The 23810-nt window shown below is 60.2% G+C and carries 22 protein-coding genes and 1 pseudogene; 14 read left to right on the forward strand and 9 right to left on the reverse strand.

Features of this window, described 5'->3' with window-relative positions:
- Positions 1 to 25: 25 nt before the first annotated feature.
- The 5 genes from purU to JZX89_RS13215 are packed head-to-tail and all read right to left on the reverse strand — an operon-like array spanning position 26 to position 6106.
- Positions 26 to 910, reverse strand: a complete 885-nt coding sequence (gene purU, locus JZX89_RS13195) for a formyltetrahydrofolate deformylase (protein ID WP_207134301.1) — start codon at positions 908 to 910, stop codon at positions 26 to 28.
- 56 nt (positions 911 to 966) lie between these two features.
- A complete protein-coding gene (gene soxG, locus JZX89_RS13200) occupies positions 967 to 1521 on the reverse strand; it encodes a sarcosine oxidase subunit gamma family protein (protein ID WP_207134302.1) in 555 nt (184 codons plus the stop codon).
- A 13-nt stretch (positions 1522 to 1534) separates the two neighbouring features.
- Complete coding sequence (locus JZX89_RS13205) at positions 1535 to 4525, reverse strand: sarcosine oxidase subunit alpha (protein WP_207134303.1); 2991 nt, start codon at positions 4523 to 4525, stop codon at positions 1535 to 1537.
- A complete protein-coding gene (locus JZX89_RS13210; protein WP_207134304.1) occupies positions 4522 to 4842 on the reverse strand; it encodes a sarcosine oxidase subunit delta in 321 nt (106 codons plus the stop codon). The genes JZX89_RS13205 and JZX89_RS13210 overlap by 4 nt, the downstream gene beginning before the upstream one ends.
- A gap of 10 nt (positions 4843 to 4852) precedes the next feature.
- Complete coding sequence (locus JZX89_RS13215; RefSeq protein WP_149900798.1) at positions 4853 to 6106, reverse strand: sarcosine oxidase subunit beta family protein; 1254 nt, start codon at positions 6104 to 6106, stop codon at positions 4853 to 4855.
- Between the two features lie 100 nt (positions 6107 to 6206).
- Here JZX89_RS13215 and JZX89_RS13220 point away from each other — a divergent pair, with 100 nt between their 5' ends.
- The gene (locus JZX89_RS13220; protein ID WP_153515894.1) at positions 6207 to 7238 is read left to right on the forward strand and encodes a GlxA family transcriptional regulator; all 1032 of its coding nucleotides are present in this window, start codon (positions 6207 to 6209) and stop codon (positions 7236 to 7238) included.
- A 15-nt stretch (positions 7239 to 7253) separates the two neighbouring features.
- On the opposite strand, the gene JZX89_RS13225 is transcribed toward JZX89_RS13220, so the two are convergent.
- Entirely contained in the window at positions 7254 to 7994 is a 741-nt protein-coding gene (locus tag JZX89_RS13225; protein ID WP_153515993.1) for a UTRA domain-containing protein, read from the reverse strand.
- A 144-nt stretch (positions 7995 to 8138) separates the two neighbouring features.
- On the opposite strand from JZX89_RS13225, the gene JZX89_RS13230 reads away from it, so the two are divergent.
- The 5 genes from JZX89_RS13230 (at position 8139) to JZX89_RS13250 (ending at position 12709) form a co-directional block, all read left to right on the forward strand.
- The gene (locus JZX89_RS13230; protein ID WP_207134305.1) at positions 8139 to 9182 is read left to right on the forward strand and encodes an ABC transporter substrate-binding protein; all 1044 of its coding nucleotides are present in this window, start codon (positions 8139 to 8141) and stop codon (positions 9180 to 9182) included.
- 110 nt (positions 9183 to 9292) lie between these two features.
- Positions 9293 to 10099 carry an alkaline phosphatase family protein gene (locus JZX89_RS13235; RefSeq protein WP_207134306.1) on the forward strand — a complete coding sequence of 269 codons (807 nt, stop codon included), beginning with the start codon at positions 9293 to 9295 and terminating at the stop codon, positions 10097 to 10099.
- Positions 10096 to 10920, forward strand: a complete 825-nt coding sequence (locus JZX89_RS13240; RefSeq protein ID WP_207134307.1) for an ABC transporter permease — start codon at positions 10096 to 10098, stop codon at positions 10918 to 10920. The genes JZX89_RS13235 and JZX89_RS13240 overlap by 4 nt, the downstream gene beginning before the upstream one ends.
- Positions 10917 to 11711, forward strand: coding sequence for an ABC transporter permease (locus JZX89_RS13245; protein ID WP_207134308.1), 795 nt, complete (start codon positions 10917 to 10919; stop codon positions 11709 to 11711). The genes JZX89_RS13240 and JZX89_RS13245 overlap by 4 nt, the downstream gene beginning before the upstream one ends.
- Complete coding sequence (locus tag JZX89_RS13250; RefSeq protein WP_153515898.1) at positions 11708 to 12709, forward strand: ABC transporter ATP-binding protein; 1002 nt, start codon at positions 11708 to 11710, stop codon at positions 12707 to 12709. The genes JZX89_RS13245 and JZX89_RS13250 overlap by 4 nt, the downstream gene beginning before the upstream one ends.
- A 124-nt stretch (positions 12710 to 12833) precedes the next feature.
- On the opposite strand, the gene JZX89_RS13255 is transcribed toward JZX89_RS13250, so the two are convergent.
- Positions 12834 to 13733 (reverse strand): LysR family transcriptional regulator, encoded by a 900-nt coding sequence (locus JZX89_RS13255; protein ID WP_207134309.1) that lies wholly within the window; start codon positions 13731 to 13733, stop codon positions 12834 to 12836.
- Between the two features lie 136 nt (positions 13734 to 13869).
- On the opposite strand from JZX89_RS13255, the gene JZX89_RS13260 reads away from it, so the two are divergent.
- Together JZX89_RS13260 and JZX89_RS13265 are read left to right on the forward strand one after the other, a co-directional pair.
- Entirely contained in the window at positions 13870 to 14643 is a 774-nt protein-coding gene (locus tag JZX89_RS13260) for an SDR family oxidoreductase (RefSeq protein WP_149900790.1), read from the forward strand.
- Between the two features lie 187 nt (positions 14644 to 14830).
- Positions 14831 to 15709 (forward strand): hypothetical protein, encoded by an 879-nt coding sequence (locus JZX89_RS13265; RefSeq protein ID WP_207134310.1) that lies wholly within the window; start codon positions 14831 to 14833, stop codon positions 15707 to 15709.
- A 42-nt stretch (positions 15710 to 15751) separates the two neighbouring features.
- On the opposite strand, the gene JZX89_RS13270 is transcribed toward JZX89_RS13265, so the two are convergent.
- Positions 15752 to 16780: a LacI family DNA-binding transcriptional regulator gene (locus JZX89_RS13270; protein ID WP_207134311.1), complete on the reverse strand. Its 1029-nt coding sequence runs from the start codon at positions 16778 to 16780 to the stop codon at positions 15752 to 15754.
- Positions 16781 to 16919: 139 nt separating this feature from the next.
- On the opposite strand from JZX89_RS13270, the gene JZX89_RS13275 reads away from it, so the two are divergent.
- The 6 genes from JZX89_RS13275 (at position 16920) to JZX89_RS13300 (ending at position 23098) form a co-directional block, all read left to right on the forward strand.
- Positions 16920 to 17954 (forward strand): Gfo/Idh/MocA family protein, encoded by a 1035-nt coding sequence (locus tag JZX89_RS13275; protein ID WP_207134312.1) that lies wholly within the window; start codon positions 16920 to 16922, stop codon positions 17952 to 17954.
- 12 nt (positions 17955 to 17966) lie between these two features.
- Positions 17967 to 18869 carry a sugar phosphate isomerase/epimerase family protein gene (locus JZX89_RS13280; RefSeq protein ID WP_207134313.1) on the forward strand — a complete coding sequence of 301 codons (903 nt, stop codon included), beginning with the start codon at positions 17967 to 17969 and terminating at the stop codon, positions 18867 to 18869.
- Positions 18870 to 18931: 62 nt separating this feature from the next.
- Complete coding sequence (locus JZX89_RS13285) at positions 18932 to 20164, forward strand: ABC transporter substrate-binding protein (protein ID WP_149900785.1); 1233 nt, start codon at positions 18932 to 18934, stop codon at positions 20162 to 20164.
- Positions 20165 to 20277: 113 nt separating this feature from the next.
- A complete protein-coding gene (locus JZX89_RS13290; protein ID WP_207134314.1) occupies positions 20278 to 21180 on the forward strand; it encodes a carbohydrate ABC transporter permease in 903 nt (300 codons plus the stop codon).
- The gene (locus JZX89_RS13295; RefSeq protein WP_174374497.1) at positions 21177 to 22004 is read left to right on the forward strand and encodes a carbohydrate ABC transporter permease; all 828 of its coding nucleotides are present in this window, start codon (positions 21177 to 21179) and stop codon (positions 22002 to 22004) included. The genes JZX89_RS13290 and JZX89_RS13295 overlap by 4 nt, the downstream gene beginning before the upstream one ends.
- Positions 22001 to 23098: an ABC transporter ATP-binding protein gene (locus JZX89_RS13300; protein WP_207134315.1), complete on the forward strand. Its 1098-nt coding sequence runs from the start codon at positions 22001 to 22003 to the stop codon at positions 23096 to 23098. The genes JZX89_RS13295 and JZX89_RS13300 overlap by 4 nt, the downstream gene beginning before the upstream one ends.
- A gap of 7 nt (positions 23099 to 23105) precedes the next feature.
- Here the strand turns inward: JZX89_RS13300 and JZX89_RS13305 are convergent.
- Positions 23106 to 23764 (reverse strand): annotated as a pseudogene (locus JZX89_RS13305) (transglutaminase-like cysteine peptidase).
- Positions 23765 to 23810: the final 46 nt, after the last annotated feature.

Here is a 23810-nt window from a genome sequence, read left to right on the forward strand (position 1 = left end):
CGCCCGCTCCCGCGTTCCGGTGCACTTATCCCATGCGTTCGGACACATATTCCCCCGGCGAAGCGGGAAACACCACGGTTCGGTTGCCGTTCAGGAAGACCCGGTGATGAATATGGGCGTGGATGGCGCGGGCCAGTACCTGGCTTTCCACGTCGCGGCCAAGCGAGACGTAATCCATGCCGCTTTGGGCATGGGTCACGCGGATCGTATCCTGCTCGATGATCGGCCCCTCATCGAGATCGGCGGTAACGTAATGGGCAGTCGCGCCGATCAGCCGCACACCGCGTTCATAAGCCTGCTTGTAGGGGTTGGCGCCCTTGAACGACGGCAGGAACGAATGATGGATGTTGATGATGCGGCCCGACATTTCCTGGCAAAGCCGGTCCGACAGAACCTGCATGTAGCGTGCCAGAACCACGAGTTCCGCCCCCGCATCATGCACGACCTGCAAGATTTCCGCCTCGGCTTCCGGCTTCGTCTGCGGCGTGACGCGGATATGGTGGAAAGGAATATCCTCGTTCACCACCTGCTTCTGGTAATCGAGATGATTGGAGACTACCGCAACGATCTTCACTGGCAGGGCACCGATCCGGGAGCGATACAGCAGATCGTTGAGGCAATGGCCAAAGCGTGACACCATGATCACCACCTTGGTTTTGCGAGAGAGATCATGGAAATCGTAATCCATGTCGAAATCGGCAGCGACAGGAGCGAAGCCGTCAAAGAGAGCGTCACGCCCCAGCCCCTGTTCCGAAACGAAGCTCAGCCGCATGAAAAAACGGCCGGTCTCCTGATCGGTGAATTGCGAACTGTCATTGATGTTGCAACCGGATCGCGCGAGATATCCGGAGACGGCGGCAACGATGCCGCTGCGTGCCGGGCACGAGACTTTCATGACATAGATGGTCAAAATCCTGCTCCCCCTTGATGGATCAGCACTCGGACAGTTTTGAAACCGTGGCGAGTTCAGGCGATTTCGGCGGCAAGTTCCCTGCAACCGGTTTCAAGCAAATGGCCAAGATGCGGTACGAAACTGTCCCAGATATCCATGCGGAAACGGTCTTCCCCATCGCGCCACAGCACCACGGTCACGCCGTCGAAGATCGTGCGGCGCGCTTCGCCCACCGGAACGGTGTCGATATCGCGGGCGCAGCCGAGTGTCAGCAGTTCAGCGGCTTGGCGTCCCTCGATCAGCAGCGTGACTTCCCGCCCGCAAATATCCACGAGGCTGTGCGGCTGGCTTGCGTAAACGCCAGCGCATGCCGCCTTCAGCCCGTCGATTTCAGCCTCGGGAGCAAGGATCGTCCATTCATCGGGGCCGAGGCGCACGGCCTGTTTTTCGCCGGCTGCGACGCGAGCGCCGATGCGGTCCGGCAAGGTCAGGCCAAGCGCTGCACCAAGCGGGGTCAGATCGCCGCGCGCCCGCAGCGACAGCCGCCCCTGCGCTGGCAGGATGCTGACCCGCGCCGCTTTGCTCTCGGCCAGCGTGCCGGAAATGGGGGAGGAAACGCGCATGTTCATTGTCATCTCCGGGTCAGATTTTCAGGCGGGTGTTTTCGGGATCGACAAACACCATCCCGGTTATTGTCGCGGCAATCGTGCGGTCCAGCATCGGAATGTAGACGGTCTCGCCCATCCGCTCGTGGCCACCCTCGACCAGAGCCAGCGCAATCGGCCGGCCGGCCGCATCCGAATGGTACGATGAGGTGACATGCCCCACCATCTTCATCGGGATTGGCTGTTTCGGATCGAAGACGATCTGCGCGCCCTCTTCCAGCTTCGACCGGTCTTCGGTCAAGAGGCCGACGAGGTGACGGCGATCCTTGGCGACAAGATCGGGGCGGGCAAGGCCGCGCTTGCCGACGAAATCCGGCTTCGCCTTGCCCACGGCCCAGCCCATCGCGGCGTCATAGGGCGTCACCGTGCCGTCGGTATCCTGACCGACGATGATGTAACCCTTTTCGGCGCGCAGCACATGCATGGTTTCCGTGCCATAAGCGGTGATGCCGAATTGCTGGCCGGCTTCCCACAATGTTTCCCAAAGCTTGCGGCCGAGAGGGGCCGGCACGTTGACCTCGAAGCCGATCTCGCCGGTGAAGGACACCCGGAACAGCCGCGCCGGTATTCCCGCCACGGTGCATTCCGCGCAAGACATATGCGGGAAAGCCTCTTCCGTCAGTTCGACGCCTTCAACGAGCGGAGCCAGCAGCTTTGCCGCATTCGGGCCGTTCAGCGCGATGGTGGACCATTGTTCGGTGGTCGACGTCAGCCAGACGTTGAGATCGGGCCATTCGGTCTGGAGGTAATCCTCCATCATGTTCAGCACCCGTGCCGCGCCGCCTGTCGTGGTGGTGACGTGGAAGCGGTCCTCGCCCATGCGGCCGATGACGCCGTCGTCGCGGATAAAGCCGTCATCGCCCAGCAGCAGGCCGTATCGGCAGCGGCCGGGGGCGAGCTTCGACCACGGATTGGTGTACATGCGGTTCATGAACTCGACCGCATCCGGCCCGACAACCTCGATCTTGCCAAGCGTCGAGGCGTCGAAAATGCCGAGGCTTTCCCGCACCGCCCGGCATTCACGGCCGACCGCTGCATCCATGTCTTCGCCGGCTTTCGGGAAATACCATGCGCGACGCCATTGGCCGACCGGCTCGTAGACAGCGCCATGCATTTCCGCCCAGCCGTCGATCTGTGTCTTGCGCGTCACTTCGAAATGCGTGCCGCGATGATAGCCCGCAAAGGCCCCGAAGGTCGTCGGCGTATAGGGCGGGCGGAAGGTGGTCAGCCCCACCTGCGGCTGGCGTTTTCCCAGCGCTTCTGCTGCGATATTCAAACCGTTGATGTTGGACATCTTGCCCTGATCGGTGGCCATGCCGTTGGTGGTGTAGCGCTTGACGTGCTCGATGGAGCGCATGCCCTCGCGCACGGCCAGCCGCAGATCCTTGGCGGTCACATCGTTCTGGTAATCGACGAAGGCCTTGGCCTTGCCGGCATCACGGTCGCTCGGCAGTTCGGTGTGCGAGACGCCGCTGCCGATACGGTCGTGCTCCACCATATAGTCGTGAGGTTCGCCCGTCTTGCCGAGCGCTGCGGCGATCTCGCGGCCCTGCTCCGCGCCATCTTTCAGCGCGACCTCGATGCCCCAAAGCCCGCGTCCGGCACCGGCAATGGCGCAATCCTCGTTGGTCATGGCCGGCAGGAAGGTGGTCAGCCCGTCATCCCAGGCAAGCTTGCCCTGGGTGTGGGAAAACAGATGCAGCGACGGCGTCCAGCCACCAGACATCAGCACCGCGTCGCAGGCGATTTCCTGTCCCGCGCCGACGGTGGTGCCATTCACCGGGTTGACGCGGACCGACTTGACGCGCAGCCGGCCGGAGGTCGCCGTCACCGTGTGCGACAACCGCACGGCAATGCCGAGCGCGCGGGCTTCGTTGACCAGTTCCTCGCGCACCGTGGCGCGGGTATCGATGATGGCCTGAACGCGGGCACCCGCAGCTTGAAGATCAAAGGCCGCATACCAGGCGCTGTCATGGCTCGTCACCACCACAGGGCTGTTGCCGACCTTGACGCCGTAACGGTTGAGATAGGTCTGGGCGGAACCCGCCAGCATCACGCCCGGACGGTCGTTGCCGTTGAAGACCAGCGGCTTTTCCAACGCGCCCTGGGCCAGCACCACGTGGCGCGCCCGGACACGCCACAGACGTTCGCGCGGCATGTCCTTCGGCAGGGCTTCGAGGTGGTCGGTCAGCTTTTCGCAGAGGCCGATCATGTTCTGGTGGTAATAGGCAATCGCCGTCGTGCGGGTCATGATCCTGACACCGCGCGCCTTCAACGCCTCAAGCTCTTCCGTCAGCCAGTTCCATGCCGGCTGGCCGTCGATCTTCGCCTGCGGTTCGGACAGAAGCGTACCACCGGCCTCGGCATTTTCATCGACCAGCACGACCTTAAGGCCATCCACCGCCGCCGCCCGCGCAGCGCCAAGACCCGCAGGGCCAGCGCCGACGATCAGCACGTCGCAATGCAGGTTGCGCGAGGCATAGGTATCGGGGTCTTCTTCCGTCGGGGATACGCCAAGACCGGCCGCCGCGCGGATGAAAGGCTCATAAACCTTGTTCCAGAAGCTCTTCGGCCACATGAAGGTCTTGTAATAGAAGCCGGCCGAAAACAGCATATAGGCCATATCGTTGACCGCGCCGATATCGAATTTCAGGCTCGGATATTTGTTCTGCGAATTGGTTTGCAGCCCGTTCCAGATTTCCTGCACCGTGGCGCGGGTATTCGGCTCGAAGCGGCCGATGCCGCGACGGGTGCCGATCAGCGCATTCGGCTCCTCGGAACCCGCCGCAACCGGGCCGCGCGGGCGGTGGTATTTGAACGAGCGGCCCATGAGATGTACGCCGTTGGCCAAAAGTGCCGAGGCGACCGTGTCACCCTTGACGCCGCGATAGGTCTTGCCATCGAAAGTGAAGCTGACCGACCGGCTGGCATCCACCCGGCCGCGGCCGGAAACGCGATAGGAATTCATTTCGACACCTCGGAAGAGACTGGTGCATCCGTCAGGGAAGCAAGATGAGGGCGCGGTTCGCCGGCGGCGTAGGTCGTGAGGAACCGGTCGCTCACCGTGTCGCGCACGGCGTTGAAGAACCGGCCGCAGCCATGCAGGTGCCGCCAGCGTTCGAAATGCGGGCCTTTGACGTTTTCACGGATGAACAGGAATTCCTCCCATTGCTCATCCGTCTGCGACGAGGGATTGGCGGCGCGGACAACATGGGCCTGTCCGGCATAGGTGAATTCGGCCTCGGGCAGCGTTTCATTGCAATAGGGGCAGCAGATCAAAAGCATCGTTGTATCCTCAGTGCGCCACGGCGGCGGCAGCGGCCTCGTCGATCAGGCGGCCGGAGCGGAAACGTTCCAGCGTGAACGGCGCGTTGATCGGGTGCGGTTCGTTTTTGGCGATGGTCCAGGCGAAGGTGTGGGCCGCCCCCGGAGTGGCCTTGAAACCGCCCGTTCCCCAACCGCAATTGACGTAAAGCCCGTCAACCGGCGTCTTGCCGAGAATGGCCGAGCGATCGGGCGTGACATCAACGATGCCGCCCCATTTGCGCAGCATCCGCATGCGGTTGAAAATCGGGAAAATCTCGACGATCGCCGCAATCGTATGCTCGATCAGCGGCAGGCCGCCGCGCTGCGAATAAGAGGTGTACTGGTCCGTACCAGAACCGATCACCAGCTCACCCTTGTCCGACTGGCTGATATAGGCATGGACCGCGTTCGACATGACGACGCAGGGGAAGATCGGCTTGATCGGCTCCGATACCAGCGCCTGCAACGGATAGCTTTCGAGCGGCAGGCGAACGCCGGCCGTATCCATGACGACGGATGTATGACCGGCGGCCGAAACCGCGACCTTTTTCGCCTTGATGAAACCCCTCGCCGTCTCGACACCGGCAACCGAGCCATCGGGATTGCGGCGAATGGCGGTGACCGGGCAGTTCTGGATGATATCGACGCCGCGGGCCGCAGCGCCGCGCGCGTAACCCCAGGCGACGGCATCATGGCGCGCCGTGCCGGCTCGTTCCTGCAGCGCACCGCCCATGACCGGATAACGCGCATTGGGGGAAATGCTGAGCGGTGGACAATATTCCTTGCACTCCTCAGTCGTGAGCCAGCGATTGTCGACACCGTTCAGACGGTTGGAATGGATATGGCGCTTGAAGCTCTGCACGTCGTGGACGTTATGGGCGAGCATCAGCACGCCGCGCCTTGAATACATGACGTTGTAGTTCAGTTCCTGGCTGAGGTTCTCCCACAGGTCGACGGAATGGTCGTAGAGACGGGCGCTTTCATCATAAAGGTAGTTGGAGCGGATGATCGTGGTGTTGCGGCCGGTATTGCCGCCGCCGAGCCAGCCCTTGTCGATGACAGCGACATTGGTGATGCCGTGCTGGCTGGCAAGATAATAGGCAGCACCCAGACCGTGCCCGCCGGCCCCGACGATGATCACGTCGTATTCAGCCTTCGGCTGGCTGTCGGGCCATTGCTCGTCCCAGTTTTTATGGCCGGTCACGGCGTTCTTCAAAAGATTGAAAGCATTAAAACGCGTCATGAGCGGGCCCAATGGTTGGAAAATCTCGTGTCGCAAAAGCTATGAGCATTTGCCGCGCCCCGGCTGGACAATCACGTCTCTTTGCGTGAATATTTGCGCCATGACCTCTCATCGCGCCAAAAAACGCCTCAGCGTCGCCTTCCTGCTTGCCGACCGGTTCACGCTGTCGGCCTTTGCGAATTTCGTCGACGTGTTGCGCCTTGCCGCCGATGAGGCCGATCGCTCAAGGCCAATTCTCTGCGAATGGTCGGTGCTGTCCGCGAGCCTTGCCAACGTGCAATCGAGTTGCGGCGTCAAGGTGCAGCCCGACACGCGGCTGATCGACGCCGCACAATACGACTATATCGTCGTTGTCGGCGGATTGATCAGCGATCACAGCGCGCTGCCGCAGGAAGCGCTGCGGTTCCTGAAAGACCGGGCGGCGGCAGGCGTTCCGATCGTGGGGCTGTGCACCGGTGTTTTCATCCTGCATGAGGCGGGTCTGCTCGATGGTTATCGCTGCTGCGTCAGCTGGTTCCACCATCAGGATTTTCTCGACCGTTTCGACACGGTGCAGATGGTCTCCGACCAGATCTTCGTCATCGACCGCGACCGGCTGACCTGTTCGGGCGGCCATGGTGCCGCACATCTGGCGGCCTTCCTCGTGGAGCGCCATGTTGGCCACTCCGCCGCCATAAAGAGCCTCAACATCATGATGATCGACAGCGCGCTGAGCGGTGAAAAACCGCAACCAGGCCAGCAGAGCGCGCGCAGGGCCACCGACCCGCTGGTCAAAAAGGCGATCCTGCGCATGCAGCAGAATATTGAAGTGCCGAGAACCGTGCTGGAACTTGCCCGCGATCTTGGCCTTGGTCGCCGCAGCCTCGAACGGCGTTTTCTTGGTGACCTGAAGGCGACGCCATCAAAGGTCTATCTAGAACTGCGGCTGGACCGCGCCTTGTCCCTGCTTCGCAAAACGGGAGACACAATCACCCAGATCGCGCTTGCCACCGGGTTTTGCGATGCCCCACATCTTTCGCGCACCTTGCGGGCCGAGCGCGGTTTCAGCCCCAGTGAATATCGCAAGACTCAGGTCGGCCACATAGCGACAGATGAGGAATTCGCCGTCGGCGTGCTCCTGCCGCAATCCTGAAAATCGGCCAAATCCTCATGCCGAAAGCTGCTCCGGCTGGCCGGTTTCGACCCGCACCGATATGGCGTCATGGCGCCAATATTCGAGATCACAATCGATGATGCGGCCATGCTGGTCCTGATTGACACGCGTGATTTTCAGACCGTAAGCCCCCTCGCTGCAACCGAGATGATGAGCCGGATATCCCCGCAACGCGACCGGATTGATTTCGAAATAGGCCGGACCATAGGTGATGGCATAACTGTCCTGATAGATCGTCGTGAGTGACCGGGTGAGGTCGTGCTGCACGATATCGGGGAAAATCTCCATCGAAAGATAATGCTCGACGAAAAGCACCAGCCGGCCGTCGATGCTGCGCTTTCTGCGGATGCGCCAGAACGGCGTTCCCGGCGCACAGCGCATGAGGGGCGCAAGCTCCTCGGGCAGCGCTGCGGCCTCCGCCTCCACCAGAAGGGTTCCGGCGGAGCGCCCCTGTTCGGCGGCCATGCGATGGAAGTGGGAGCGGTGCAGCGGGCTGTAGATCAGGCGCGGTCCGGAAACGAACCAGCCGCGCCGGCTTTCGCGAAAGATCAGCCCGTCAATCTCAAGATGGAAAAGCGCCTCGCGCAGGGTGATGCGCGTGGTGGTGTATCTTTCGATCAATTGTCTCTCGGAGAGAAGCCGGCCATCCTTCACCACCTCGCCTGCAGCAATGGCCTCACGCAATTGCTGCTCCAGCCCGCCGCGCCGGCCGGCGTCGATATCCCGGTCACTCATCGTCCTTTTGCCCAACATCGTCGCCCTTCGTTGCGCAGCCGAAAAAATAATGGGCGCATTTATGTCCGCGCCGAAAACGTCATTGGCCTGTCATAGCGAACCGATAATGAGCGTGCAACTGGTCTAGACCAAGGAGCAAGCGCCATGAAAAATTCCATCCTCTCCCTTTCCCTTCTCACCGTTTTTTCCCTTCCCCTCATCGCCCAGGCGCAGGACGTTCCTGCCCTTGAAGCGGCCGCCCGCAAAGAAGGCGCCATCTACAGCGTCGGCATGCCGGACGGCTGGGCGAACTGGAAGGACACCTGGAACCAGCTGACCGAAAAATACGGCCTGAAACATGCCGATACGGACATGAGCAGCGGCGAGGAAATCGCCAAATTCGCCAATGAAGGCGCCAATGCGACGGCTGACATCGGCGATGTCGGTCTCGAATTCGGCCCGATTGCTGTCGCCCGCGGCGTCACCCAGCCCTACAAGACCACGACCTGGGGCCAGATACCCGATTGGGCCAAGGACAAGGACGGCCATTGGGTCATCGGATACACCGGCACTATCGCCTTCCTGATCTCCGCCGATGTCAAGAACCCGCCCGCTTCCTGGGCCGATCTGCTGAAGGGCGACTACAAGGTCTCGCTCGGCAATGTCGGCTCCGGTGCGCAGGACAATGCCGCCGTACTGGCCGCCGCCATCGCCATGGGCGGCGGTGAGGAAAACCTCCAGCCGGGCGTCGACCTCTTCGCCAAGCTGGCGGAAAAAGGCCGCCTGCTGGCCAATGGCGCAAACCCAGCCACGATGGAAAAGGGCGAAATCCAGGTCGCACCGATGTGGGACTTCAATGCCCTCAACTACCGCGATGTGGTTGGCCGCGAGAAGTTCAAGGTCGTCATTCCTTCCGACGGTTCGGTGACCAGCGGTTACGCCACCATCATCAACAAATTCGCCAAGCAGCCCAATGCCGCCAAGCTGGCGCGCGAATATATCCTCAGCGATGCCGGCCAGATCAACCTGGCCAATGGTTACGCCCGTCCGATCCGTGTCGACCGCATCACCCTGCCGGCCGAGGCGAAGGAACGCCTGCTGCCTTCGGAACAATATGCCAAGGCCCGCCCGATCAATGCCGCCGTCTGGACCCAGGCCGCCGGCAAGCTGGTCAATCTCTGGCGCGCCAGCGTCGCCCCGAAGATGTAATCGGGCAACCGGCCAAAAAACCGAACGACTGTTCCGCGGGCACCAAGCCCGCGGAACATGCTAAAAAGTGCTCGGTGCAAACCGAACCACAACCAGACGAGACAAAAGCGATGCACAAGACGATCTTCATCCTGCTGGATGGCCTTAGATATGCGACGGCAAGGGATTGCCTCGGATATATGGAAGGGCTGGTAACGGTCGGAAAGGCCGGCATCCACACCGTGCGCAGCGAATTACCGTCGATTTCGCGGCCGCTTTACGAAACGTTGATGACCGGACTGCCGCCGGTGGTTCATGGTGTCACCAGCAACGGCGTTGTTCGCCGTTCCCGTTTTCCCAATGTCTTCTCGCTGGCAACTGCTGCCGGCCGCACCACCGCTGCCTCCGCCTATCACTGGTATTTCGAACTTTACAATCAGGCGCCCTTCTCCCCGGAGTTCCGCCATATCGAAAATTTCAACGGCGGCATCCATCACGGCTCGTTTTATTGGGCCGATCATTATCCGGATGACCATGTCTTTGCCGATGCGGATGTTCTGCTGCGCCGCCACAGCCCGGATTTCCTGCTGATCCACCCGATGAATATCGACAATGAAGGCCACAGGCACGGCGGCAGCTCGCGGGAATATCGCAATGCCGCCCGCAACGCCGGCGATCTCCTGGCGCGTTATCTGCCGGCTTGGGCGGCAGCGGGTTGCAGCATCATCGTCACCAGCGATCACGGCATGAGCGATGACGGCAATCACGGCGGGCCGCATGAGACCGAGGCGCTGGTGCCGTTTTATACCTTCGGCGAGGCCTTTACGCCGGCTGCTGATGCGAAGCTTGCGCAGACGGATATTGCCGGACTGCTCTGCACGCTTCTCGCCATTCCCGATCATGGCCTGCCCGTACCGCAAGGGCTGTTGTCCGCATGAGCGTGCAGAACCGCAAAATGCGGCTGCTGGCGGCGCCATTTCTGGGCGTGATCGCCATTCTCGTCATCTGGCCGCTGGTGAGCGTCGTCAAAGACAGTTTTTTTGCCGGCGGTGTGCTGTCGCTTGCCAATTACCGCACCATTCTCACCGATGCCTTTTACCTCCAGTCCTTTGCAACAACCACGATCATTTCGCTCATCAGCACGGGGACAGGTCTCCTGTTCGGCTTTCTGGTGGCAGTGGCGCTGCGGGCAAGATCGGGCGGTGCCCGCCGCACCGTCATGGCCTTCGCCAATATCGGCGCAAACTTCTCCGGTGTGCCGCTGGCCATGGCGCTCATCTTCCTCTTCGGGCTGAACGGCATGTTCACGCTTTTGCTGAAGGAACTGGGGTTGATAGACGATTTCAACGTCTATTCTTTTACCGGGCTCATCATCGCCTATTGTTATTTTCAGGTGGCGCTGGCCACGCTACTGATCACGCCGGCGCTCGCCGCCGTCGGGCAGGATATCGAAGAGGCGGCAGCGCTGATCGGCGTCGGCAAGCTGCGGTTCTGGCTCAGGGTCGGCCTTCCCACCATCGCGCGGCAACTGGTGGCGATCGCCATTCTGCTCTTCGCCAATGCCATGGGCACTTTCGCGACGACCTTCGCTCTGACAGGCACGAGCATCAATGTCGTCACCATCCGCATCAGCGAACTGGTATCGGGCGATATTTTCTCCGATCCCAATCTCGCCAATGCCATCGCCATATGCCTTCTGGTCGTGCTTCTCGTGCCCATCATAGCAAGCCAGATATTGGCGGGAGAAAAGCGCCGATGACGCAGCATGGCTTCAAAGGCACAAGCCTGTTTCTATGGCTGATGGCGCTCGTCATGATATCGCCGCTACTGGCAACGATGTTGAATGCGGTGGCGACCGACTGGTCCGGAACCCTGCTGCCGGCCGGGCTGACCGCGGATAATTTCGTCACCATCCTGTCGGACCCGCGTTTCCATGCGGCATTGCTGCGCTCCACGCTGGTTGCCGCAGCCGCCCTGACGATCGCGACCCTCATCATCGTACCTGCCGTCGTTTCCGCCCATATCTACTGGCCTTCACTTGACCGCTGGTTCGCACGGCTCGTGATCTTGCCCTATGCCGCACCCGGCATCATTCTCGTGGTCGGTTATCTCAGGATATTTTCCGCCCCGCCGCTGCAGATCGGCGGCTCACCGCTGGTACTGGTGCTGACCTATGTGCCGCTCTGCTTTTCGATGTTTTACATCGCCGTGAAGAACGGCCTGCGCAACCTCGACATCAACGAGCTTCTGGATGCCGGCCGGCTGATCGGCGCGAGCGATCTTGCCATTTTGCGGCGCGTCGTCCTGCCCAGCATCCTGCCATCCGTTGCGGTTGCCATCGTGCTGAATTTCGCGACGCTGTTCAGCGAATTCGTCTACGCCAAGATGCTGGTCGGCGGCAATTTCGAAACGCTGCAAATGTACATGTTCGCCCAGCGCAGCCTCAGCGGCCGCATCACCAGCGTCATCGTGATTCTCTATTTCCTGCTCATCCTTGCCTTTACCCTGATCGCCTTTCGGATGGTCCGGGAAACGGAGCGTGCATCATGACCCATCTCGCGATCCATAATATCAGCGCCATATACGGCAACGCCACCGTTCTCGACACCATAGAGCTTGGCATCGACAGGGGTGAGATGCATGTGCTGCTGGGGCCGTCCGGCTGCGGCAAGACGACATTGCTGCGCTCCATCGCCGGCCTCGTTTCGCCCTCGTCCGGATCGATCACGCTGGACGGCCGGCGCATCGACACCCTGCCGCCGAAGGATCGCGGCATCGGCATGGTGTTCCAGCATTATGCGCTTTTTCCCAATATGACTGTGCGGCAGAACCTCGCCTTCGGTCTGGAGCAGCGCCGGCTGGCAAAAAAGATCATCGACGACAAGGTCTCCGCCGCGCTCGAAACCGTCTCCCTCAGCGACCGCGCCGACCGGCGGCCGCATCAACTCTCCGGCGGCCAGAAACAGCGCGTGGCGCTTGCCCGCGCGCTTGTGCTCGAACCCAAGCTGCTTTTGCTGGACGAACCGCTTTCCGCACTCGATGCCCAGATCCGCAAGCGCCTGCGTGATGAGTTGAAACGCATCCAGCGCGAAAGCGGCCTCACCAGCATTCTCGTCACCCATGATCAGGACGAGGCCCTGTCGCTGGGTGACCGCATATCGGTGATGAATGCCGGCCGCATCGCCCAGACAGCGTCACCGCAGGAGCTTTATTATCGGCCCGCCGACCTGTTCGTCGCCGGTTTCATCGGTGACGCCAACATCATCACCGCCGAAGACATGTCACGCATCACCGGCAACCGCTTCGAGCGGACCTGCATCATCCCGCCACACGCCTTCACGATCGGCAACGCGCCGGACGGAACTGGCGTGGCCTTTACTGCCGAAGTGAAAGACATCAGCATCGTCGGCCCCACGGTCCGTTACCAGCTGGATGCGGCCGGCGTGGCGCTCAAGGTCGAACATGCAAGCGCCCAGGACGCGCTTTACCCGCCGCCCGGCCAGCACGTCACCCTCACCGTCGCCGAACGTCAGCTGCATTACATCTGACCAAAGCGACATTGCATGGCGACGCCCCCGCCGCCATGCGTCAATCTTGAGACGAGGTCAGTTGCCACTTTCCAGGGTGGCAAACCTCTCGAGGAGAGGACGCGGATGCGGGCCGTGGCGACACCTAGAGAAGCTGCCGCCGTAACAGAGCTTCCAGCCAGTCCGCAAAGACCTGCAATCGCCGCGACAGATGCCGGCGATGCGCATAAAGCAGCGTCATCGGCATCGGTTCAGCCCGATGGGCAGACATGATCTCGACCAGTTCACCGCTCTCGAGGTGCGGCCTGACATCATAAGCAGGTATCTGGATCAAGCCGAGACCGGCCAGACAGCAGGCGATGTAGGCCTCGGCATTGTTGACGGTGACGCGGCCGCGCATGGAAACCGAATGCAGCGCCTCGCCTTCGAGCCACTCCCAGTTTTCCACACGCCCGCTGGAGGGCGACGCGTAATTGACGGCCCAGTGGCGGGAAAGATCATGGGGAAGCTGCGGCGTGCCGTGACGCTCCAGATAGGCGGGGCTTGCGACATTGATCAGCGGCAGCTTGCCGATCAGCCTTGCGATGAGGCCGGAATCGCTGAGCGCACCGACGCGCAGCACGCAATCGATATTGTCCTCCACCAGATCGACGGCCCGGTCCGTCACGCCGAGACTGATGTCGATCTGCGGGTAAAGGTCGAGAAATTCCGGCAAAGCGGGTGCGATGACCAACCGACCGATCCGGCCCGGCACATCGATCCGCAGCCGCCCCGAGGGTTGCGCCGCGCTTTGCCGGAACAGGTTTTCCGCATCTTCGACATCGGCGATCAGCCGCTGGCACCGCTCGTAAAAAGCCGACCCATCCTCGGTTGGAGAGACCTTGCGCGTGGTGCGGTTGAGCAGGCGTGCACCAACGCGCGCCTCCAGCTCCTGCACCGCCGCCGAAACCGAGGAGCGCGGAATGCCAAGCGTATCGGCGGCCCGCGTGAAACTCGCGCAGTCTACGACGCGCGCGAAGATACGGAACAGGTCGATGCGATCCAATGGACACCCTTCACTGTGCGGATTTTCTGACAAGTCATGTCAGAATGGCGGCCTTTATCGCGCAATTCTAGACGATATCCTTGTGACATGAAAGCGTGGCAAACGTCGCTGCGCACCGGCAAAGGAGGCCAACCCCATGACCGACCATTCCATCAAAGGTAAAACAGTCATCATCGCCGGCGGCGCGAAAAACCTCGGCGGGCTGATCGCACGCGATTTCGCCAGCCAGGGCGCAGGCGCAATCGCCATCCACTATAACAGCCCCGCGACAAAGGCCGATGCCGACGCAACCGTGGCGGCCGTGAAGGCAGCCGGCGCGCAGGCCGTTGCCCTCCAGGCCGATCTCACCACGGCAGGCGCGGTCGAAAAATTGTTTGCCGATGCCGTCGCCGCCATCGGCCGGCCGGATATCGCCATCAACACGGTCGGTAAGGTCCTGAAGAAACCGATCCTCGAAACATCGGAAGCCGAATATGACGAGATGACCGCCGTCAACGCCAAGTCGGCCTTCTTTTTCCTCCAGCAGGCTGGCCGCCACGTCAATGACAATGGCAAGATCTGCACCCTCGTTACATCCCTGCTGGGCGCTTTCACGCCCTTTTACGCCAGCTATGCCGGCACCAAGGCGCCAGTGGAACACTTCACCCGTGCCGCCGCCAAGGAATTCGGCGAACGTGGCGTCTCGGTGACGGCGATCGGTCCCGGACCGATGGACACACCGTTTTTCTACGGTCAGGAGAAGCCGGATGCACAGGCCTATCACAAGAGCGCCGCGGCACTCTCCGGCTTCTCGAAGACCGGCCTTACCGATATCGAGGACATCGTTCCCTATATCCGCTTTCTCGTTACCGACGGCTGGTGGATGACGGGGCAGACCATTCTGGTCAATGGCGGTTACACCACCAAATAATCTCGATCGATCTTCTTCGATACTGTGGTGGCGAAACGCGCAGGCGTTTTCGCCACCTTTCTTTTGGCGAGTATGACCAATCTCGACAGCTGCGAGACGATAAAAAAGACGCCTGTCATATAGCCTGCATGAGTATACCGATATAAAACTCCCCCATCCTGTTGACGGAGCCATTTGGGGGTAGCGGATGAATTCAGGGCGTCGCGGTGTTCTCGCATTTTTGGGCGGTCTCGTTCTGGGGGCGCCATCCCTCGGCAAAGCAGCAAGCAAATCATCGGCCTTTGCCGAATCCCGGTCCGAATACAAACCCCGGCATGTTCTGTGTTTCCTCGGAGCGGAAAACGGTCTGGCAGCACTCCAGCAGAACGCCCGCACAGCAATCGGCACATTTGCCGCCGATTTCAGTCTCGATGAGGAATATTCGCAGGATGAACCGGACGACCGGATGGAGCGATCCTTCAATGTCTGCTGGGACCGTGTTGACCCGGACACCTATCAGGAGGCTGACGAAGAGGCTGTCGCTGGACATGGCTCGGTTCTTTATGTGCTCGGCCCGTCGATGGACGCAAAAAACGCGGTCATGACATCCGCCACGGCCTTGCAGTTCGTGCAACATATGCTTGACCACGGCGCTGTCGCCGTCAAAGGCGAAAGCGCAGGCGTTGCGCATGGAGCACGGCGCTGGAAAGAGCTTTTCGAACAGTCGCGCAGCGACGCCGCGTCAGGTGATCTGCTGGCGCTCGCCAGAACCTGCCGTCTCGCTTTCGCACGCCGACCGATCGGCGACGATGCCAACGGCATGGCAAGCGTCGGATTTCATCTGGTCGGGCTGCCTGATATTGAAGTGAGCTTTATCCGGAAAGACGAAAACCTGCCGTCAACCAATCCGGAGCAATTGAAGATCGCCGCGCTGATGGACGATATTGCCGATCAGATGGCGCGCGATGGTGTGGAAACGACCGTAACGGCTCATCATGCCGCCCTGTCCAATGACAGGCGGTATGAGGACGATAGTTACAAATTTAATCCGTTCGGCGTCGTGAGCATTCAAGACTACAAACTCTGACATTGAGGCGAGCCGCCGCTCCTGATGCTCGGGAGCTGGCGCCTAAGGTGCAAGGTCACTCTCTCCCGCCACAAGCAGCATCGGCCAGATGCAATGGCGGGCCTGATCGGGATAGAAGGGCGCAAAGGTCGGCATGGTCGATAAAAGCGTCTGGGCGACCGTTACGCCAAGCTCATGCAGGGACATGCGAAAACTGGTCAGGCGCGGTTCCAGAAACTGGCCGCGTGGACCATCACGAAAGCCGATGACGGCCAGATCGCGCCCCGGTTTGAGGCCGACTTCGGCAAGCCGCCGGTAAAGACCGACCGCCATCAACTCATAGATCAGCACGATGGCCGTCGGCCGTGGGCGCATCTGAAGCCACTCGCTGGCGGCGTGATATCCACCCTGCTCGCTCGATTTTGTGCGGATAACCAGAGACGGATCGTATGTTATGCCGTTTTCCTCGAGGGCGCGTTTATAGGCTTCCAGAAAGACATACCCGAGATTGATGTCGTTATCGGCTGCCGCCACCGCAATGGTGCGATGACCTGCCGCCACCAGCCGGTTGACGGCGCTTTTCGCCACGCCTTCGAAATCGAGATCGATCCAGGCATGGTCCGTGCTGGACGAGGTGCGGCCCAGGGCGACGAAGGGCAGACGCGTCTGTTTCAGGAAATCAACACGCTTGTCGATCCGACGGGTCGAGGAAATGATCATCGCGTCAACCATGCGGCGGGCCACCATGCGCTTCAGATATTCGTCGGGATCTTCCTCCCCCGGACAGGGAAGAACGATGAGATCGAGATTATGGCCGGAAAACACGCTTTGCAGGCCATCCGTAACGCCCATGAAGAAGTTGTCTGAATTCTCCACCGTCTGCGCGTCACTGCCGGTCATCAGGCCGATGACATTAGTGGTCCCTTGCCGCAGGCTGCGGCCCGATTGATTGGCGACATAACCAAGCTTTTCCGCCGCTTCCAGAACGCGGCGGCGCGTTTCCTCGTTCACATCGGGCTTACCGTTCAGGGCACGGGAAACGGTGCCTATCGATATCTCCAGATAATCGGCAAGCTGACGGATTCCTTTCATGCACTCCCCTCCCAAACCGGACGCGCCATCGGCACGCCCCTTAACGGTCTTGACATATCTAACATCATCGTCATAGTCTCGTAAACGTTTACGACGCTCTGCGCAAAGAGGAGTTTGCGAAAGAGTCCGGGGAGATGAGATGACATTCAACGCCGTTTTATGCGGGTGCGGAGCTATGGCCAAGGGCTGGCTGCGCGCCATTCAATCCACGCCGGAAATCGCCGGCGCGATCTGGATCGCCGGACTGGTTGATCTGAACGAGAGCACAGCCCGCGCGCTGGCAGAAGAATTCGGGCTGGCGGACGCGGTCATCGGCACCGATCTCCGTGCGGTGCTCGCGCAAACAAAAGCAGACATTCTATTTGACGTCGTCATCCCGCAGGCGCGCTTTGCGGTGGTCGCGGCAGGCCTTGAGGCCGGGTGCCATGTGCTCAGCGAAAAGCCGCTTGCGGCATCGATGGAAGAGGCTGCCACCCTTGTGGAATTGGCCAAAAAAGCGGGTAAAGTCCACGCGGTGGTGCAAAATCGGCGGTTCGTGGCTGGTATCCGGCGGCTACGACGCGCCGTGGAAGACGGCATCATTGGCGATTTGACGGCCATCCATTGTGATTTTTTCCTTGGCCCTCATTTCGGCGGCTTCCGTGAAGAGATGAAGAACGTCCTGCTTCTCGACATGGCGATCCATACCTTTGACGCAGCCCGTTTTGTCGCCAATGAAAAGCCGCTCTCCGTCTTTTGCGTGGAAAAGAACCCGGCCGGTTCCTGGTATGCTCATGGGGCAAGCGCCAATGCCATTTTCGAATTCTCCAACGATGTGGTCTTCACCTATCGCGGCTCCTGGTGCGCCGAGGGTGAAAGAACCAGCTGGGAAGCCCGATGGCGGCTGATCGGCTCGAAGGGAATGATCCTTTGGGATGGAGAAGACGGTTTTTCGGCCTCCGTGGCTGGCGACGAACAGGGCCTGTTGCGAGGATTTGCCACCGTAAACGTTTCCGACGCGGTTTCAGAACGGGATACACTCGGCCACGCCAGCGTCATTCTCTCGTTCCTCGAATCCATCCGCACCGGCCGGATGCCGGAGACAGCCTCCTTCGACAACATCAACAGCCTTGCCATGGTGATCGGCGCGATTGAAAGCGCCCGCCTCGGCCAGCGTGTTTCCATTGCAGCATAAGGACTGAAAGACGTGAGCAATCCGGCAAAATCCATCCGCATCGGCACCATGGTCAGCGCCAGCAAAGGACAGGCGGCTGAGCGCATCGGCCAGATAGCCGATCTTGGCTTTGAAAGCTTTGAGCCGTTCTTCTGGCAGACGACCAACGGTCAGGACCTTGCCGAACTCGGCAAGCGCTGCCGTGACGCCATCGGCGAACGCGACATCACCATCAGCACGCTCGGCATGTTCGGCAATCCGCTGGAAGAAACCGACATCGACCTTCAGACATTGCAGGGCTGGAAAGACTGCATCGACAATGCCCATCATTTCGGCGCCACATGCGTTGCCGGTTTCACCGGCCGGCTGCGTGGCAAGCCCCTACCTGAAAGCCTGCCAAGATATAAGGAAATCTGGAGCGAGCTTGCAAAACGCGCCGCCGACAAGGGCGTGAAGATCGCCTTTGAAAACTGCGCGATGGACGGCAACTGGCAGACCGGCGACTGGAACATTGCCCATAACCCTGATGCCTGGGAACTGATCTTCAACGAAACGCCGGATGACAATATCGGCATCGAATGGGAACCCTGCCACCAGATGGTTTACCTCATCGATCCGCTGCCGCAGATCCGCAAATGGGCGGATAAGATTTTCCACGTGCACGGCAAGGACGCCACCATCCGCTGGGATGTCATTCGCGAGCACGGCATTTTCGGCAAGGAGAAGTTCGTCTTCATGCGCACGCCGGGCTTCGGCGACAGCAACTGGACGGATATCATTTCCGAGCTGCGCCTTGCCGGCTGGTCTGGCTCGATCGACATCGAAGGCTGGCATGACCCCGTCTATCGCGATGCGCTGGAAATGACGGGCCAGGTGCACGGCCTGAACTATCTGAAACATTGCCGCGGCGGCGATTTTGTCGTCGACCCGACATAACGGAAACCTTTGGGGAGAAGATTTCCGAAAACTGCAGCGACGATAACCAAAAGGAGGAGATTATGGGTATCGCGAAATGCATGATGGCCGGCGTATTTGTGCTGGCGGGCGTATCCGCCGGCGCGATTGCCGCCCACGCGGAGGATGTGACATTGACCTTGTGGTCGCTGGATCGTGATATCCAGCCGGCACCGAACCTCATAAACGAGTTCAACAAGCTCAATAACGGCATCAAGATCGAATATCGGCAATTGCAGTTCGACGATGTGGTGAGTGAAGCGATGCGCGCCTATTCGACCGGCAATGCCCCCGACATCATCGCCATCGACAACCCCAACCACGCCATGTTCGCCGCCCGCGGCGCCTTTCTTGACGTGACGGACATGATCGCCAAGTCGGATGTCATCAAGACCGAAAACTATTTTCCCGGGCCGCTGAAATCGGTGATGTGGGACGGCAAATATTTCGGCGTGCCGAAGGCGACGAATACGATTGCGCTTTATTACAACAAGGACCTGTTCAAGGCCGCCGGGCTCGATGCGGCAAAACCGCCGCAGACCTGGGACGAGCTGGTTGAAGCGGCCCGCAAGCTGACCAACCCTTCAAAGAACGTCTATGGCATCAGCTTCAGCGCCAAGGCGAATGAGGAAGGCACCTTCCAGTTCCTGCCCTGGGCGCAGATGGCGGGCGCGACCTACAAAAACATCAATACCGAGGGTGCCGTGAAGGCGCTCGATACCTGGAAACTGATGCTGGATGAAAAGCTCGCATCACCGGATACGCTGACGCGCAGCCAGTGGGATTCCACCGCCACCTTCAATGCCGGCAATGCTGCCATGGTCATTTCCGGCCCCTGGGAAATCGACCGTATGCTGAAGGACGCCAAGTTCGACTGGGGTGTCGCGTTATTGCCGGTGCCCACACCTGACGCCCCCCGGTCTTCGGCCATGGGCGACTATAACTGGGCGATCTTCTCCAAGACTAAACATCCCGAAGAAGCCTTCAAGGCCATCGAATTCTTCGCATCGCAGGACAAGGACATGTTCAAGAACTTCGGCCAATTGCCGGCGCGCTCGGATGTTCCCGTACCGCCAACCGGCAATGCGTTGAAGGATGAGGCGCTGAAGACCTTTGTCGAGCAGCTGAAATATGCGCAGCCGCGCGGCCCCTCACCCGAATGGCCGAAAATTTCCAAGGCCATTCAGGACGCGATCCAGGGCGCCCTGTCGGGACAGATGACGCCGAAAGCCGCGCTCGATCAGGCCGCTGAAAAGATAAAGCTGGTCGAAGGCTGATTGGATGGACGGGCGAGCGGAATATCCGACGCCCATCCGCAGGGTTCCTCCCGGTGGGGTCGCCTGTCGCAAAATGCGGCGGCGGCCCCAAGCGGAGCTTGCGAGGATGTTTCATGAAAAAACTGTTTTCCAGCGTCAGTGACGGTCGCGGTTTCGACATCGTCCTTGTCGCCCTGCCTTTAAGTTTCCTGTTCGTCATGGCGGGTCTGCCGCTCATCTACAACATTGTCATGAGCTTTCAGGAAGTTGACATGTTCAGCCTGGGCACCTTCGTGCGCCCATTCGTTGGCTTCAAGAATTACGTCGATCTGTTACGGCAGCCGGAGACCCTGCCGATCCTGATGAACACCGTCACTTTCGTGGTCGCCTCGATTGCCGGACAATTCGCCATCGGCTTTGGGCTGGCGCTGTTCTTCTGGGTGAATTTTCCCGGCGCCACCTGGCTGCGCGGCCTGTTCCTCGTGTCCTGGGTCATGCCCGGCCTCGTCGTCGGCGCCATCTGGAACTGGATACTGTCTGGCGACTTCGGCGTGCTGAATTTCTTCCTGCGGGAGAGCGGTCTGATTTCAGGTAATATCTTCTGGCGTTCGGATGCGAATTTTTCGCTCTGGGCCGTCGTCATCGCCAATATCTGGCTCGGCACCTCCTTCAACATGATCCTGCTTTCCGTCGGCCTCGCCTCAATTCCCGGCGACCTTTACGAAGCGGCGGAGCTTGATGGCGCCAATGCCTGGCAGCGCTTCTACACCATCACCCTGCCGATGATGCGCTCCACCATCGGCGCGATCGTCTCGCTCGGGCTGATCTTTACACTGCAGCAATTCGATCTTTTCGCCGCCATTACCGATGGCGGGCCGAACAACAGTTCCAACGTGGCGCAATATTGGGCCTGGGACCTGTCGTTCCGACAATATGATTTCGGCAAGGGCGCGACGATCTCCGTCATCATGATCGTTTTCGTCATGCTGGCTTCCATCGTTTATGTGCGTTCCACACGACATGAGGTGCGCGGATGAGCACCACCAACCGCAACCGTCTGATGCTGGCAATCGCCATCGTGCTCGCCATCATCTATCTCTTCCCGCTTTACTGGATGTATCTGACCTCGCTTAAAAGCGGCTCGGAGATGTTCGCCAATCCACCCGGTTTCTGGCCTACAGACCCGCAATGGCAGACCTATTCCTATGTCTGGCAAAGCCGCAACATGGGCCGATATCTCTGGAATTCGGTGCTGATCGCCTCCGGCGCCGTGCTGTTGATCACCATTCTTGGTGTCGGTTGCGCCTATGTGCTGGCGCGCTATCGCAATGTCTGGGTGGATATCGGTCTGTTCCTCATCCTCATGCTGCAGGTTCTGCCAGCATCGCTGATGATCACACCGATCTTCGTCGGCTTCTCGCAATTCGGGCTTCTGGATTATCCGCGCCTGTCGGTCATCCTCGCCATTGCGGCGAAAAGCATGCCGTTCTTCGTGGTCCTCGTGCGCGCCACCTTCATGGCCGTGCCGCAGGAGCTGGAAGAGGCGGCGCTGGTGGACGGCAATTCGCGGGTCGGCGCATTTTTCAACATCGTGCTGCCGCTTGCCAGAAACGGCATCCTCGTCAGCGCAATCCTCATCTTCATGCAGGCCTTCGGCGAATTCGTCTATTCGAAATCGATGATCCAGGCAGCCGAATTGCAGCCCGCCAGCGTCGGCCTCAATTCCTTCATGGGCCCCAATACCAGCGAATGGAACAACATCATGGCCTATGCGACCATGTATGTGACGCCCATTCTCGCCCTCTTCATTCTCTTGCAGCGCCGCATCGTGTCCGGCCTGACCTCGGGAGCACTCAAATGACCCTTCAGATCGAACTTTCCGGCGTCAACAAATATTACGGCGCCTTCCATGCCCTGAAAAACATCGACCTTTCCATCAAGAAAGGCACTTTTGTCGCACTTGTCGGCCCCTCCGGCTGCGGTAAATCCACCCTTTTGCGTTCGCTCGCCGGGCTGGAGACCATATCGGCCGGCGACATGCGCATTGCCGGCACGCTCATGAATGGCGTGCCGCCGCGCAAGCGCGATGTGGCCATGGTGTTCCAGTCCTATGCGCTCTACCCGCATATGACGGTGGAGGAAAACCTCACCTATTCGCTGCGAATGCGCGGCGTCGCCAAGGCCGAGGCGCGCAAGGCGGCGGAAGAGGTTGCCACGACGACCGGACTTTCCAAGCTGATGAAGCGTTATCCTCGTGAACTTTCCGGCGGCCAGCGCCAGCGCGTGGCCATGAGCCGGGCGATCATCCGCAATCCGCAGGCCTTCCTGTTCGATGAGCCGCTTTCCAATCTCGATGCGGCGCTGCGCGTCCATATGCGCAAGGAAATCCGCGCGCTGCACGACCGCCTGCACGCAACCTCTGTCTATGTCACCCATGACCAGATCGAAGCGATGACCATGGCCGATCATGTCGTCGTCATGCGCGATGGCATCATCGAGCAACAGGGCACGCCGCTGGAACTATACGATCGCCCCGTCAACCGCTTCGTGGCCGGCTTCATCGGCTCGCCCGCCATGAATTTCATACCGGCCACCGTCAGCCAGGACGGCGCTTCACTTCTGCTGCAATTCGGCGAAGGTGAGCCGCAGCAGCCGATCAGCAATCCGGCCGCCCTGCCGCCGGGCAAACATGTGATCGTCGGCATCAGGCCGGAACATATAAAGCCCACAACGGCAAATGGAGCGGCATTGACACTGCCTGTTTCAGCCGTGGAAACCACCGGCTCAGCCACGTTCCTCACAACAGGAACATCCACAGAGCTGGTCATCGCGCTGCAGGGACGCAGCGAGGTCAAGGCCGGCGAGGTCATAGGCCTCGATATTAACCCGTCCGATATGCACCTTTTCGATGGAGAAACGGGTATCGGTCTCGGATCGGGGGCATTGAAGGTGTGAAACCGCTTCAGCGGTTCCTGAACAGATCGATGATGTTGCGGCGGGTGGTGGTCGCGGGTACCGCGGTGCCACGATCGACCTCCCGCGCAGCGATGGCCGGCGCACCCGAGCCATCAATATCCACCCAGCGACCGGCATGATCGGTCGATTGACGCTTGAGATAGCTATAGGGCGTTTCGTCCCAGCGAAGGATTGTCGGCTTCATATTGTCGAGGATGAAATCACCACGATCCGTCCTCACCGTGAGGACGGCATGGCCGTCCCCCCGCTCGTCGCGGACGACGGTGATCAGCAGGTTGGAGGCCGGCACATCAGCCGCTTGCGCTTTTCCAGCACGAGGTCGTCGCAATCGCCAGCGCCCTTATAGGGATATTCCCAATAGTCCTCGTAACCCCATACTTCCATATCGGAACGCTGGTCGATTTCGACATTGACGGCGCTGTTGACCGAAACCATGGTTTTCCAGTTGTCGGGCGTGAGATGAAGCGGGGGCATGGCCTTCACGGGCTGGCACTCGGCCGAATGCCGCTGGCAGAATTCGTAATGCCCCACCGGCTGCGAGGTGATTGCACCCGTCGCCATCGAAGGCGAAGCCTCTGCCGGTGAAAGCAGACCGGCAACGGTCAGAACAAAACATGCCTGCAGCAATTTGTTGAAATAGGTCATGTCCATCTCCTGAGAACATGACCTATCGCTGCCGGTTTGAGTTCAA

It is taken from the genome of Agrobacterium burrii (genome assembly GCF_017313405.1).
Taxonomy (GTDB): Bacteria; Pseudomonadota; Alphaproteobacteria; order Rhizobiales; family Rhizobiaceae; genus Agrobacterium; species Agrobacterium burrii.